The following is a 12,989-nucleotide window of genomic DNA, read 5'->3' as shown; positions in this document are numbered from 1 at the left end:
GGTCTTACCCTGGTAGCCAGATAAGACGCAGAAAGTGCTAGTCGCCGTTACAAAATAGTCTCGCCGCGCGGCACCAGCGACACCCAGTAGCGGGTGCGATGGCGCAGGCCGAGCTGCAGGGTGTCCGCCACCGTGGCCAGCACCCGGTCGGGCTCGGCCAGCGGGAAGGCGCCAGAGATAGGTAGGTGCGCCACTTCGGGCGCGCAATCGATCCAGCCCTTGCGGTAGCGCTGGAGTTCGCGCAGGAATTCACCCAGGGGCATGCTGTCGACCTGCAGCATGCCGCGCTGCCAGGCGGACGGATCGCCAGTCAGCGCTTCGGCAGCGTCGATATGCCCGCTGGTGAAGCGCAAGCCCATGCCTGCCGGCACGATGCGCGCCGCATCCGCGGGCGCGCCCCGCAGCGCCACGCGCACGGCGCCTTCCAGCACCTGAACCGCTGATACGCCGTCGTCGCGCCTGACCACGAAGCGCGTGCCCAACGCGGTGATGCTGCCTTCGCGGGTGCGCACGATGAAGGGCCGCGCGAGCTGTTGCGGGTCCGGCGCGGTTTCGATCAGGATTTCGCCGCCATGCAGCGCGATCAGCCGCTGCTGGGCATCGAACAGGACATCCATGGCCGTGGCGGCGTTGAGCACGACGCGGCTATGGTCCGCCAACATCACCTCGCGCCGCGCGCCGACCGGCGTGCGGTATTGCGCCACCCAGCCGCGCCAGGCTTCATCGACCTGCGCATAGCCGATGGCGCCCCCGGCGCCGATCAGCACCAGCAGCTTGCCCAGCGCGGCGCGGCGGGCGGGCGAACGCGGCCGGCCCAGCACGGGCAACATGCCCTTGGGCACCGCCTCGAAACGGCGCGTCAGGGCTTCGGTGCGCTGCCAGGCGCGTTCGTGTTCGGGATCGGCCTGGCGCCAGGCCTGCCATGCGTCCCGGTCCGCCTGGCTGACGGCGCCCGAGGTCAAGCGCAGAAACCATTCCACTGCCCCGTCCAGCGCGCGCGGGTCGATGCGCCCTGCTTCGCTGGCGCTCACGGCGCGAACTCCAGGCACTGGCGCAAGGCGCGCGCAATGTATAGCCGCACGGAGCCGACCGACACGCCCAGCGCTTTGGCGATGTCCGCGTGCGTCAGGCCTTCAAGCTGGCAAAGCAGGAATGCGCGCCGCACGGGTACGGGCAGGCCGTCCAGCATGGCATCGATCTCGCACAGCGCTTCCAGCGCCAGGGCGCGCTCCTCGGGCGATGGAGCCTGTGCCTGGGGCAACTGCGCCAGCGTTTCCAGATAGGCGCGTTCCAGATCCCTGCGCCGCAGGTGGTTGACCATGAGGCCGTGCGCGATGGTCGCCAGATAGGAACGCGGCTCGCGGATATCGCCCGGTTCACGGCGGGCCAGCACACGCAGGTAGGTGTCGTGCACCAGGTCCGCGGCGTCGAAGGCGCATCCCAGCTTTTTGCGCAGCCAGCCCTGCAGCCAGCCTTGATGTTCCTGGTACAGCGTATGCAGGGGATGCCGCGGAGAGGGGTCGGAGGCGGCCATGAAGACGCACGGTTATAAATGAGAATAACTATAATTTACAATATTGTGCCTGCGACGGGTGAAATGACTGCGCCCGGCCCCTGGATCCAGGGGCCGGGCGCAAATGGACTATCCAGATGGAATGCTGGCGTCTTACTTCTTCGAGGCGTCCTGCTCGACCACCATGTCCAGCACATACACCTGCTTGGGCGCATCCGCGGGCGGGTTCTTCCAGTCGTAGCGCTTCACGCGCAGCACGGTACGCACGCCGTCCTGGTGCTCGAAGCCTTCGATGGACTGATACAGGGGATGCCACTTGTCCTGTGCCGGCTGTTGCACGCCGGCCTCGTTGTAGCGGCGCTCGCGCACCATCAGGCACTGGTAGTTGCGGATCAGCGGATGGCTGCACTCGGTCTTCTTCGCGGCGACTTCCAGGAACATGATTTCGCCAGCGCTGCCGTACAGAGTTTCAGGCGTGGGTTCGCCGACGAACTTCAGGACGCTGCCGTCCTGCGCGACCAGCTCCAGCGCCGGTTCAGACGCTTCGCCGCTGAGCGTGGCGCGCAGGTCGCCCTTCATGCGCTGGCCGATCTCGGCGTCCAGGCGCATCAGGCTCTGGTCGCAGGCCTTCATGGTGGACGCGAGGTTCGCCACGTGCAGCACGCCGTTCTTGTAGGTGTAGCCGCCGAACTGCGCATTGCAGCCGCCGCGGATGTTCAAGGCGTCCTGCGTGAACGACAGGCGCAGTTGGTGTTCGACGCCGGCCTGCAGCGCGGCGATGGGCTTGCCCGCCGCATCGGTGGCGGAGGCCAGGCGCCAATAGTAGGCAGGCAGGTTCACTGCGGGGCTGGCGGGCGAGGTGGCGGTAGTGGGCATGGAGGACGATCCTTCGCGGGGAGAGGAGGTCGGAGCGCAGGCTTGCAGCAGCGCGGCGCATACGGACGCAAGGAGGATGGTTTTCTTCATGGTTCGTTCCTGTCAGCCGGATGGCACTGATGAAAACCGGGATTCTACGTTCGCGGGATGGACGTTTTGAACGCGCGGCCATCCAGTCGGTTTCAAAATCTTGCCGCAGATCCGGCCTGAAGAACACCCGCTGATTCGCCAAAAATACGGGTTTTCCCCTAGTAAACACGCGCCATTCTTGCGCGTGTACGCGTGCCTGCGGAACCCTCGATAACTTACAACTCCATACATTACCCGCAAAATCCTGCAAGTATTGCCAATACAACGTTAACTGCGCGCAATACGCGCGAGGCCTTGCATGACAGAAGCCGCTCGCAAGGGGCGATCGGCTCCCGCGCTTAGTTGGCTGCCGGATAGGCCGCCCCCGTCAGGCAGGCCCGAGCCCACTCGTAATCGTCGTCGCTAACGATCTCTCCGTCGATCTTGGGCAGCGGCTTGGCAGGATAGGAGAAGTCCGGCTGTTGCGGCTTCATATTCCATTTGGTCTCGCCCGCTGTATCGGAGCATGCCTCGTCCGAGCTGCTGAAGGAGCACGACGCCGCCAGCTTGGGTTTGCCATCCACCACGTTGGCGACATAACGCTTGGTGTAGACGCTGCCCGAGGCCCAGTACTCGTCGACGGAGCAGATGCGATCCTTGTTCTGGTAATGCCGCGTCGCGAAGCAGCCGTAGTAGGCATGTTCGCCCGGCAGGATGTCGCATGATGTCGAGTAGCCGGCGTAGGCGCCGCCGGTGAATTGCGCCTGGAACTGCTGCTGGCTGACCGCAAGGCTGATCATGTCGGGCAGCGCGGCGCCCTTGCGCGTCTCCTTGAACTGCGCCGTGCGGTCGCGGATCAAATCGCGAGCGATGCCTGCGGCCGTCTTGCCGGCGGGAACCGAGCCCGGATCCTCGAGCAGGTTCGCGAGCGCCTGGTCGCGCGCCAAGAGCCAGCGCTTCTGGTTGTGCGCCAGCATGGCGCGGATATCGGCGTCGGGGGCCTGCTTCAGTATTGCAGAGTAGGCCCGGTTCAATTCAGCGTCCGCCGCAACGGTCTTCCGGTCCGAGCAGATCAGCTTTTCCACGGCGCTGCCCGCCTTGCCGCAATCGATCGCATGGGCGGGCGCGGCAAGCGCGAAGAAACCAGCCGTGCACAACAAGCGGCCAGCGAAGAATCCAGATTTCATGTGACGTTTCTCTTTGACGATGCGCTGCGCATTATCTCGATAGTTGAAGGCCGCTTTGCTTCCATCGCGATGCAGCAGCGGGGCTGCAATTTTGCACGGGACTTTTTAACAGACTCGAAACAGATTTCAACGTTATGCAACGCTGAGCCGGATCACCGGGCCGCTGGAATAATCCCCTGCCCTTGCGCGTCTACCTGGTGGCAGACTGCGAGAAGAACCGCGCGGCGCCATGGATCAACCAGCCGCTCGCGCGGGGTTTCGCGCCCCGCGCCCGCCGGCGCAGAACGGAAGTGTTTGATATGAAGTCGATCAGATCCCTTGCCTGCGGCATCGCCCTGGCGTGCACCGCGGCCGGCAGTGTCTGGGCCGCTCCCAGCCTGAACGTGTACGGACCCGGCGGCCCCGCGCCCGCGATGAAGGAGGCGGCCGCGGCGTTCGGCAAGCTGCACGGCATCGACGTCGCCGTCACCGCTGGCCCAACGCCGGCCTGGGCCGACAAGGCCAAACAGGACGCCGACGTGATCTACAGCGGCGCCGAAAACATGATGAGCGGCTTTGCCACGGCGCTTCCTGGCGTGTTCGAACTGCGCGAGGCGCGCACGCTGTACCTGCGGCCCTCCGCCATCCTGGTGCGCCCGGGCAACCCCAAGTCCATCAACGGTTTCAAGGACCTGCTCAAGCCGGGCATCAAGGTCATGGCCGTGTCAGGCGCGGGACAGACCGGATTGTGGGAAGACGTGGCGGGCCGGCTGGGTGATATCGAGACCGTGCGTGCCTTCCGCGCCAACCTGGTGCTGCCCGAGGCCGGCAACAGCGCCCAGGCGCGTACCCAATGGACCGAGGACAAGACCATAGACGCCTGGCTGATCTGGAACATCTGGCAGGTGTCGAACCCCGAGCTGGCCGGCGTGGTCGAGGTGGAAGAGCCGTACCGCATCTATCGCGACGCGGGCGCCGTCGTCACCAAGAAAGGCAAGGGCAATGCGCAGGCGCAGGCCTTTGTCGACTTTCTGACGGCGCCCGAAGGCCGGGCGATCTTCAAAAAGTGGGGCTGGAAAACGGATTGAGCCTGGACTGCCTGACGGCAAGTACATAAGGCACCGCGTCCTTCGGTCTCTCGGAAACCGTAACCTTCCGGCTCCCCGGATAATCCGCTCCCGCATCGCCTTGATCGCCGGGAGCGGACTTTTCTTGCTTGCCGTCAGCGATCCGCACTAACGGCTAATCCACGTCGGCGTTGGCACTTCGACAGCTGGTGATAATGACATCCGGAAATAAGACAAAATAAAACCAAAATACTCACAAAATTGCTAATACGTTTACATTGTGATTAAATGTGAAGAAATGCATAATAATTTCACAACTAATAACATTTAATCGCATTTCCGGAGAAGCAATGAAGTGGGCAGCTGTTGCAGGCTTGGCCGTGGTGTTGGCGGGTTGCGCCAACCCTCAAGCAAGAAAGGACTTTTCACGAGATCTGGCGGGCGGCAATCTGCCTGCGGCCACCAGTAACGCGGTGCTGGCGGCCGGTCCCGAAGGCGCCGCTCCGACGAATCTGCCTTGGGCCCTGGAAGCCGGAACCCTCTTGCGGCAAAGCGGCCTGGCCGAGCGGTCCACGCAAATGCTGGACGGCGCCGAAGAGCTGATGAAGGACGACGACACGCGCAATGTGGCGGCCAGTGTCGGCAATCATGCCCTGTCGCTCGTGGCCAATGACAACGTGCTGCCCTACGCTCCGGCCGTGTACGACACGGTCATGCTCAATACCTACAAGGCTTTGAATTTCTGGCAGTTGGGCGACCATGCCAACGCGCGTGTCGAATGGAACCGCAGCGATGACCGCCAGCGTCGCGCAGCCGAACATTTCGAGGCAGAGATCAGCAAGCAGCGCGATGAGCTGAAGGAAGGCGAAAACGCCGACCTGGTCAACCGCAGCCTGTCCGGCACGGACGAGACCCTGCTCAAGGCCGGCGTCGACTTGTCCCAGTGGACGCCTTACGCCGGTTACATCAACCCGGCCGCACTCTACCTGCATGGCCTGTACTTTCTGATCAACGGCGAAGGACAGGCTGATGCAGATAAGGCACGCGCCAGCCTGGAGCGCGCGTACGCGCTGACCAAGAATACGCAGGTCAAGATCGACGCGGCGGCAGCCCAGTCCAAGAGCGGCAAGCTCAAGCCTGCGGTCTGGATCGTCTTCGAGAACGGCACTGCGGCGCACAAGGAGCAATTGCGGATCGACCTGCCCCTGTTCCTGGTGAGCGGCAACATCAAGTACACCGGCATTGCCCTTCCGGTCATGCGCGAAGGCACGCCCGCCTACCCTTACCTGAGCGCCGGACGTCAGCAAACGCAAGTCCTGGCGGACATGGACACCATCATACGCGGCGAGTTCAAGACCCGTTTCAACGCCATCTTGATCAAGGAAATCGTGCGCGCCACGGCCAAGACCGTGCTGCAGAAGCAGCTGAACGACTCCAGCCCGCTACTGGGGGCGTTGGCCGGGATAGCGCAGGCTGCTTCGACGCAAGCCGACCTGCGTTCGTGGTCGACGCTACCGCACAACTTCCAGCTAATGAACGTGCCATATCCCCAGTCGAACCAGCTGACGCTGGGCGTCCCCGGCCATGAAGACATCGTGGTCGACCTGCCCCAGGAAAAAAGACCGGTAGTCGTGTATGTGCGAGCCCTGAATGCCGCTATTGCGCCTCGCGTCGACATTCTGGCCTCCAAATAACGATCTACAAGGAACACCATGAGCGTAAAGCTTTCTCTTACGGCCGGCTTGCTGGCGGCGACACTGGCCGGCTGCGCCCCCACGACCCAATACGTCAACCAGAAGACCGATAACGTCGCGGTGATGGGGCTGGACTACAAGGACTTCGAATCGGCGGCCAACAAGATGGTCAACGACATGCTGAACTCGCCCTTGATGGTGCACCCGAAGGCCGCCCAGGGCGGACGTTTCGTGATCGCGATGTCCAATCTCACCAACGACACGGCGCAACGCATCGACACCGACCAGTTGACCAAGAAGATTCGCGTGAGCCTGCTCAACTCTGGCCGTTTCGTCATCACGACGGCAGTCGGCCTGAACGGTCCCGAAGACGCAATGACCGCAAAATCGCGCGCGTTGAAGGGTTCGAAGATGGTCAACCAGGCCACGGTGAAGAAGGACGGCCGCGTGGTCGCCCCGGACTTTTCGTTGTCCGGCAAGATCCTGCAGCGCAACAACCGCGTCGATAGCCGCACGCAGCAGGTCGATTACTACTTCCAGCTGACGCTCACCAACCTGGACAACGGTCTGGCCTACTGGGAAGGCGAGGAAGCAATCATCAAGCGCGGCGACAACCGCACGGTGACCTGGTAAGGGTCATGGACGAATAGGCCGCCTGCCTGCAGCAGGCGGTCTTTTTTTCGAGAACAGATTCATGATGAAGAAATGGATGTTGGGCGCCGCAATGTTCTGCGTCGCCCACACGGCAAGCGCCGAAGATGTCACGGTGCCCGCGGTCGGGTACGGCGACACTTTCGAGCAGGCCGTCGAATCGGCCCTGGGCAATGCCATCAAGCAAGTCAATGGCGCCGCCGTTGCAACGCGCTCGGCCAGCCCGAAGGCCTACGTACAGGTCAAACGGGATGCCGAAGGCCAAGCCTCCGCTGAACTCGACGCCAAGCGCACCGAGCAGAACACGGACAGCGGCTTGATCAAGGATACGGTCACCAACAACGAGCAGACCCTGAATGCCAGCGCCTCGGCGCAAGCCCAGGCGTCCAGCAAGACGACGGTCGAGGCAGGCGTCGGCAGCACGAATGATGTGCGCGCGCAGGGCAAGGTGAAAGGTTACTCGGTGACCAAGCAGGAGTGCGGCGGCAGCAAGGGCTGCATGGTCGAATTGTCGGTAACGATCGAGAAGTTCGAATACCAGGCAAAGTCTCCCAAGCTGGAACGCGACAGCATCGCCATCGTCACGACCGGCAAGTTGCGCCGCAGCGCCCTGTCGGCGGACATGCGCCAATCGGTTACCGACAAACTGGTCAAGAGCGGACGCTTCACCGTTCTGGACCGCAGCAATGACGCCGCATTCGAAAAGGAAAACGACTTTCTGTCCAGCGACAACGTATCCGACCAACAGCGCGCCCGCCTGGGCCAGGCGGCAGGGGCGGATTTCCTGTTGATCATCGACCTGACGCAAGCCAGCGTTTCGACCCGGGTCCAGGAGAACAACGTCGAGCTCACCGGCGAATCCACCCGCGAAGTCTCGCAAGCCACCCGCGCCTCGGTACGTTACACCCTGGTCGAAGCCGCGACCCGCGCCGTGAAGTGGTCGGACTCGGCCTCATTTGCCTCGGGCGGCAACAAGATCAGCGCGGCGATGGAACAGTTCCAAGGCAAGATGGTCGGCGACATCATCGAGATCGTGAACCCGGCCAAAGTCGTGGCAGTGCAAAACGGCCGCGTGATCATCAACCGCGGCATGGGCAGCGTGAACGAAGGCCAGGTCTACGACATCTACGCCACCGGCGAGGAACTGGTCGATCCCGACACCGGCGAGAAACTCGGCGCAACCGAAGAAAAGGTGGCCTCGATCAAGATCGGCGAAATCAAGGCGAAAGTGGCCTATGGCGCCGTGGTGAACGGCCAGCTGGAATCCATTGCCAAGGGCTCGATTGCCCGCATGGCCGCCCCGCCCGCCCAGCCGGCCAAGAAAACACCGCCCAAACGAGCCGCGCCGCCGAAGTCCGATCAGAAGATCGATTCGGCGGGAGGCGTCATTCTCTGACGCCCCCATCGTCCCCTGCGGACGAACCGCGGCTGCAGGCAGGCCGAAAAACAAAGCCCGCATTTCCTGATTTGGAAATGCGGGCTTTTCATTTGGGCACCGTTGACGGGACCCCGATACCTCATCCCGCCACGCGGAAGCGCTCGGCGTCGTCCATGAACGCCTTTTCGCCGAAGCCGTTTTCGTTGGAGCCGAACGGCATTTGCGTGCGCAGCTTCCAGTAGGCCGGAACGTTCCATTCGCGGGCAACGGCGGCGTCGATCAGCGGGTTGTAGTGCTGCAGGCTGGCGCCCACGCCGGCGCTGGCCAGGGTGCTCCAGACCGACAACTGAGCCATGCCGCCCGCCTGCTCGGACCAGACCGGGAAGTTGTCCGCGTACAGCGCGAATTTTTCCTGCAGGCCCTGCACCACGCCCTGGTCTTCGTAGAACAGCACGGTGCCCACGCCCGCGGCGAAGCTCTTGAGCTTGGCTTCGGTCTGGGCGAAGCTCTCGGCCGGCGCGACCTTGCGCACTTCTTCGATCGCGATGTTCCAGAGCTTTTCGCTCTCGGCGCCGAACAGGATCACGGCGCGCGAGCTTTGCGAGTTGAACGACGAGGGGCTGTGCTTGATCGCGTCCTGGATCAGGGAGGTCAGTTCCTCCTTGGAGATCGACAGGTTGCGGCCCAGCGAGTACTGCGTGCGACGCTGCTTGAGGGCGTCCAGATAAGCATTGCTCATGACGTTTTGGCCTTCCGACGAGTAGATAGAGGAAAATGCATGGCGAATTCTACCGACCAGCAATTGTCCCGAATACGTTTGAGAAGCCAAAAAACACACCATTGCGCGGAACAAACTGTTCCGTCTATCGACCAAATCGGCCCTACGCAAGGTGAAGGACAACCCAATCAAAGGACCCAGCGTGCACTACACCCAAGACCCGAATACCCCCGCAGCCGCCGATATCGGCTTTGATGACTTCCTCAAGGTCGACATCCGCGTCGGCACCATCCTGTCGGCGCAGGCTTTTCCCGAGGCGCGCAAGCCCGCCTACAAGCTGACGATAGATTTCGGCGCAGGCGTGGGCGTCAGGAAAAGCTCGGCGCAGATCACCGAGCGTTATGCGCTGGAAGAACTGGCCGGCAGGTGCGTCATGGCCGTGGTGAATTTTCCGCCGCGCCAGATCGGACCGATGAAATCCGAGGTGCTGGTGCTGGGTTTCGCGGACGAAGCCGGCGGCATCGTACTGGCCGTGCCGGATGAGCAGGTTCCCAACGGCACGCGCCTGACCTGATCCCCCCGAGCCCCGGAGTTCCTCCATCGGGGCTTTCCCCTATTACTTGTCTGCCGTCAAAAAACTATCGTATTCGAGAATTATCAAATAAGAGAATTCTCGCTTCCGACAAAATGACAGCAGAACCCCTATTCGATTACGCCGTGATCGGCGCCGGCATCGCCGGCGCTTCCGTGGCCTACCGCCTGAGCGCCGCCGCCTCGGTCGCCGTGCTGGAACGCGAGGCCCAGCCGGGCTACCACTCCACCGGCCGTTCCGCGGCCATGTTCATGGAAACCTACGGCACGGCCCAGATCAAGGCGCTCACGCGCGCCAGCCGCGCCTTCTATGAGAATCCGCCGCAAGGTTTCAGCGAGCATCCCTTGCTCAGCCCGCGCGGCGTGCTGTACATCGCCACGCCCGAACAGCAGGACCTGCTGCACGAGGTCTACGACGACTTCCGCAGCCAATCGCCCAATGTGGCGCTGATCGACGCCGAGGCGGCCGTCGAACGCGTGCCTTGCCTGCGCGGCGACCAGATCTGCGGCGCCATCGAAGAGCCGGACGCCCGTGACATCGACGTGCACGCCCTGCACCAAGGCTTTCTGCGCGGCATGGCGCGCCAGGGCGCGGTGCTGCACAACAATGCAGAAGTGGTGTCGGCCGCGCATGCGGACGGCGTCTGGACGCTGGCCCTGGCCGATGGCCGCAGCCTGCGGGCGCGGGCGCTGGTCAACGCCGCCGGCGCCTGGGCAGACCACGCCGCGGCCCTGTGCGGCGCATCGCCGGTCGGCCTGCAACCGTGCCGGCGCACCGCCTTCACGTTCTCCGGTCCGCAGGACGTGGATTTTGCCCATTGGCCGGCCGTGGTCGGCGTCGACGAAAGCTATTACTTCAAGCCCGATGCCGGCCAACTGCTGGGGTCGCCAGCCAACGCCGATCCGGTCGCGGCCCATGACGTGGTGCCGGAAGAACTGGACGTGGCCACCGGCATCTACCGCATCGAAAGCGCGACCTCGCTCACCATCCGCCGCCCCAAGCACACCTGGGCCGGCCTGCGCTCCTTTGTGCGGGACGGCGATTTCGTGATCGGCTGGGACGCCGATGCGCCCGCCTTCTTCTGGCTGGCGGCGCAGGGCGGTTATGGTATCCAGACGGCCGCGGCGACTTCTGAGCTGGCCGCCGCGCTGCTCACGCACCAGCCGGTGCCCGCCCATCTGCATGCGCACGGCGTGGACGCCGAGGCCGTGCGCCCCGCGCGATTGCGCTGAACCATCCCCTAGCCTGCGAGAGTCCACCATGACCACCATTGCCCGCTACCCCAGCCCCCTGCCCCTGCCGTTCTCCCGCGCCACCCAGGCCGGCGGTTTCCTGTTCCTGTCGGGCCAGATCCCGATGGACGCCAACGGCCAGGTCGTGCGCGGCGACATCACCGCGCAGACCCACGCCGCCATCGAGCGCATCAAGGAAACGCTGGCGCTGACGGGCGCCACGCTCAAGGACGTGGTGCGCGTGACGGTGTGGCTGTCGGACCTGGAGCTCTTTGCGCAGTTCAACGACGCCTACCGCAGTCATTTCTCTTCTGACTTCCCTTCGCGTTCGACGGTCGAGGCCAAGCTGGCCATGGGCGTGGACGTGGAAATCGAGGTACAGGCCTGGCTGGGCGCGGCGGCGACGCACGGCGGCTATACGCCGGGCCCCGTGTCCGAAGCCTGAGCCCGCCCTGCGGGCCTGTCCCATGGTTTGACACTGTCTGGCCCTGCGCCAGGCGGTGCGGCCTTTCCCTCGCGCTCGCGGCGACGCCTGCGCCCCCTTGTGCACCTCTTTACGCGGAGCCGCAGCATGAAAATCTTTTCCGGGTCGCTGGCGACCGAGACGAATACCTTCTCTCCCATCCCGACCGGGCTGTCGGCCTACCGGGCTCGCGGCTACTACCCCGCGGGCCAGCATCCGGACCGCATGCAGATGTTCTCCGGACCGCTGTGGGCGGCGCGCCAGCGCGCGCAGGGCAAGGACTGGACCCTGATCGAAGGCCTGACCGCGGGCGCCACGCCGGCCGGCATCACCACCCGCCACGCCTACGAAACCCTGCGCGACGAACTGCTGGGCGACCTGAAGCGCGCCGGCCGCGTCGACATCGCCCTGTTCGGCCTGCACGGCGCCATGGTGGCCGACGGCTATGACGATTGCGAAGGCGACCTGCTGCGCCGCGCCCGCGAGATCGTCGGCCCCGATACCGTGATCGGCGCCGAACTGGACCCGCATTGCCACATGACGGCCGACATGGTGGAAAGCGCCGACTTCCTGGTCTGCTTCAAGGAATATCCGCACACCGACATCCTGGAGCGCGCCTACGACCTGGTGGACCTGTGCGTGGCGCGCGCCGAAGGCCGCATCAAACCCACGCGCGCCGTGTACGACTGCGAGATGATCTCCATCATGCACACCAGCCGCGAACCCATGCGCAGCTTCGTGGACCGCCTGCTCGCCATGGAGGGCAAGGAAGGCGTGCTGTCGGTGTCGATCGCGCATGGTTTCCCGTGGGGCGACACGCCCGACATGGGCTCCAAGGTGCTGGTCTATACCGACGGCGACCAGGCCCAGGCCAACGCCCTGGCGCGCGCGCTGGGCGAAGAGATCATCGGTTTCCGCGACCAGCTGGCGCCGCCCTACCCCGGCGCCGACCAAGCGCTGGATCAGGCCCTGGCCCTGAACGACTTCCCCGTGGTGCTGGCGGATTCCGCCGACAACGCGGGCGGCGGCGCGCCCAGCGACGCCACCTTCATCCTGGAGCGCGTGCTGGCGCGCGGCATCACCGACGTCGCGACCGGCCCGTTCTGGGATCCGGTGGCGGTGCAGCTCTGTTTCGAGGCGGGCGAAGGCGCGCGCATCCAGCTGCGCATCGGCGGCAAGGTCGCGCCGGTGTCGGGCCAGCCGCTGGACCTGGACTGCGAAATCGTGGCGCTCAAGCGCGACGCCATCATGACCGGGCTGGCCGGCACGCCCGCGCTGCTGGGCGACGTCGCCATCGTGCGCAGCCAGGGCGTGACCATCGCCCTCACCACCAACCGCACCCAGGCCATGGGCACCGACCTGTTCACGCAGTTCGGCGTCGACCTGCTGGCCATGAAGCTCATCATCGTGAAATCGTCACAGCACTTCTACGCCTCGTATTCGCAGGTGGGCCGCCACGTCATCTACGTGGAGACGCCAGGCGCCATCACCACCGACTACAACGCGCTGCCTTACACCAAGCGCAAATTGCCGAAGTGGCCGTTCAAGGCCTGAGGCTCAACGATTGCCG

Annotated in this window: 13 protein-coding genes; 8 read left to right on the top strand and 5 right to left on the bottom strand. The window is 64.3% G+C overall.

Going from position 1 to position 12,989, the window contains the following annotated elements; translation table 11 throughout:
• Positions 1 to 47: 47 nt before the first annotated feature.
• The 4 genes from BRO63_RS05895 to BRO63_RS05880 form a co-directional block, all read right to left on the bottom strand.
• Positions 48 to 1,031 carry a FecR domain-containing protein gene (locus BRO63_RS05895; protein ID WP_088138836.1) on the bottom strand — a complete coding sequence of 328 codons (984 nt, stop codon included), beginning with the start codon at positions 1,029 to 1,031 and terminating at the stop codon, positions 48 to 50.
• Positions 1,028 to 1,534 (bottom strand): sigma-70 family RNA polymerase sigma factor, encoded by a 507-nt coding sequence (locus BRO63_RS05890; RefSeq protein ID WP_088138835.1) that lies wholly within the window; start codon positions 1,532 to 1,534, stop codon positions 1,028 to 1,030. The genes BRO63_RS05895 and BRO63_RS05890 overlap by 4 nt, the downstream gene beginning before the upstream one ends.
• 132 nt (positions 1,535 to 1,666) lie before the next feature.
• The gene (locus tag BRO63_RS05885; RefSeq protein WP_088138834.1) at positions 1,667 to 2,479 is read right to left on the bottom strand and encodes a DUF4377 domain-containing protein; all 813 of its coding nucleotides are present in this window, start codon (positions 2,477 to 2,479) and stop codon (positions 1,667 to 1,669) included.
• A gap of 338 nt (positions 2,480 to 2,817) precedes the next feature.
• On the bottom strand, positions 2,818 to 3,645 hold the full coding sequence (locus BRO63_RS05880) for a lysozyme inhibitor LprI family protein (RefSeq protein WP_088138833.1): 828 nt from the start codon (positions 3,643 to 3,645) through the stop codon (positions 2,818 to 2,820).
• Positions 3,646 to 3,944: 299 nt separating this feature from the next.
• Between BRO63_RS05880 and BRO63_RS05875 the strand changes: the two genes are divergently transcribed.
• From BRO63_RS05875 to BRO63_RS05860, 4 genes are all read left to right on the top strand, one after another.
• Complete coding sequence (locus BRO63_RS05875) at positions 3,945 to 4,712, top strand: substrate-binding domain-containing protein (RefSeq protein WP_088138959.1); 768 nt, start codon at positions 3,945 to 3,947, stop codon at positions 4,710 to 4,712.
• A 329-nt stretch (positions 4,713 to 5,041) separates the two neighbouring features.
• On the top strand, positions 5,042 to 6,385 hold the full coding sequence (locus BRO63_RS05870) for a COG3014 family protein (protein ID WP_143218562.1): 1,344 nt from the start codon (positions 5,042 to 5,044) through the stop codon (positions 6,383 to 6,385).
• An 18-nt stretch (positions 6,386 to 6,403) separates the two neighbouring features.
• Positions 6,404 to 7,018, top strand: coding sequence for a penicillin-binding protein activator LpoB (lpoB, locus tag BRO63_RS05865; RefSeq protein WP_088138831.1), 615 nt, complete (start codon positions 6,404 to 6,406; stop codon positions 7,016 to 7,018).
• A 61-nt stretch (positions 7,019 to 7,079) separates the two neighbouring features.
• On the top strand, positions 7,080 to 8,432 hold the full coding sequence (locus BRO63_RS05860; RefSeq protein WP_143219454.1) for a CsgG/HfaB family protein: 1,353 nt from the start codon (positions 7,080 to 7,082) through the stop codon (positions 8,430 to 8,432).
• 121 nt (positions 8,433 to 8,553) lie between these two features.
• Here BRO63_RS05860 and BRO63_RS05855 read toward each other — a convergent pair whose 3' ends face one another.
• A complete protein-coding gene (locus BRO63_RS05855) occupies positions 8,554 to 9,153 on the bottom strand; it encodes a nitroreductase family protein (protein ID WP_088138829.1) in 600 nt (199 codons plus the stop codon).
• Positions 9,154 to 9,334: 181 nt separating this feature from the next.
• Here BRO63_RS05855 and BRO63_RS05850 point away from each other — a divergent pair, with 181 nt between their 5' ends.
• From BRO63_RS05850 to BRO63_RS05835, 4 genes are all read left to right on the top strand, one after another.
• A complete protein-coding gene (locus BRO63_RS05850) occupies positions 9,335 to 9,706 on the top strand; it encodes a tRNA-binding protein (RefSeq protein WP_088138828.1) in 372 nt (123 codons plus the stop codon).
• A gap of 113 nt (positions 9,707 to 9,819) precedes the next feature.
• Entirely contained in the window at positions 9,820 to 10,956 is a 1,137-nt protein-coding gene (locus tag BRO63_RS05845; RefSeq protein WP_088138827.1) for an NAD(P)/FAD-dependent oxidoreductase, read from the top strand.
• 28 nt (positions 10,957 to 10,984) lie between these two features.
• Entirely contained in the window at positions 10,985 to 11,401 is a 417-nt protein-coding gene (locus BRO63_RS05840; protein WP_088138826.1) for a RidA family protein, read from the top strand.
• 126 nt (positions 11,402 to 11,527) lie between these two features.
• On the top strand, positions 11,528 to 12,973 hold the full coding sequence (locus BRO63_RS05835) for a M81 family metallopeptidase (protein WP_088138825.1): 1,446 nt from the start codon (positions 11,528 to 11,530) through the stop codon (positions 12,971 to 12,973).
• The last annotated feature ends 16 nt before the right edge of the window (positions 12,974 to 12,989 follow it).

Source organism: Achromobacter xylosoxidans, assembly GCF_002192695.1.
Taxonomy (GTDB): Bacteria; Pseudomonadota; Gammaproteobacteria; order Burkholderiales; family Burkholderiaceae_B; genus Achromobacter; species Achromobacter xylosoxidans_C.
The sequence above is the reverse complement of the archived record's forward strand: the minus strand, read 5'-3'. Positions and strand labels throughout refer to the sequence as shown.

Excerpts from the sequence above, each read along its gene's own strand:
- BRO63_RS05880 (WP_088138833.1), bottom strand. The coding sequence starts at position 3,645 with ATGAAATCTGGATTCTTCGCTGGCCGCTTGTTGTGCACGGCTGGTTTC.
- BRO63_RS05845 (WP_088138827.1), top strand. The coding sequence starts at position 9,820 with ATGACAGCAGAACCCCTATTCGATTACGCCGTGATCGGCGCCGGCATC.
- BRO63_RS05885 (WP_088138834.1), bottom strand. The coding sequence starts at position 2,479 with ATGAAGAAAACCATCCTCCTTGCGTCCGTATGCGCCGCGCTGCTGCAA.
- BRO63_RS05870 (WP_143218562.1), top strand. The coding sequence starts at position 5,042 with ATGAAGTGGGCAGCTGTTGCAGGCTTGGCCGTGGTGTTGGCGGGTTGC.
- BRO63_RS05840 (WP_088138826.1), top strand. The coding sequence starts at position 10,985 with ATGACCACCATTGCCCGCTACCCCAGCCCCCTGCCCCTGCCGTTCTCC.
- BRO63_RS05835 (WP_088138825.1), top strand. The coding sequence starts at position 11,528 with ATGAAAATCTTTTCCGGGTCGCTGGCGACCGAGACGAATACCTTCTCT.
- BRO63_RS05855 (WP_088138829.1), bottom strand. The coding sequence starts at position 9,153 with ATGAGCAATGCTTATCTGGACGCCCTCAAGCAGCGTCGCACGCAGTAC.
- BRO63_RS05860 (WP_143219454.1), top strand. The coding sequence starts at position 7,080 with ATGATGAAGAAATGGATGTTGGGCGCCGCAATGTTCTGCGTCGCCCAC.
- BRO63_RS05875 (WP_088138959.1), top strand. The coding sequence starts at position 3,945 with ATGAAGTCGATCAGATCCCTTGCCTGCGGCATCGCCCTGGCGTGCACC.
- lpoB (WP_088138831.1), top strand. The coding sequence starts at position 6,404 with ATGAGCGTAAAGCTTTCTCTTACGGCCGGCTTGCTGGCGGCGACACTG.
- BRO63_RS05890 (WP_088138835.1), bottom strand. The coding sequence starts at position 1,534 with ATGGCCGCCTCCGACCCCTCTCCGCGGCATCCCCTGCATACGCTGTAC.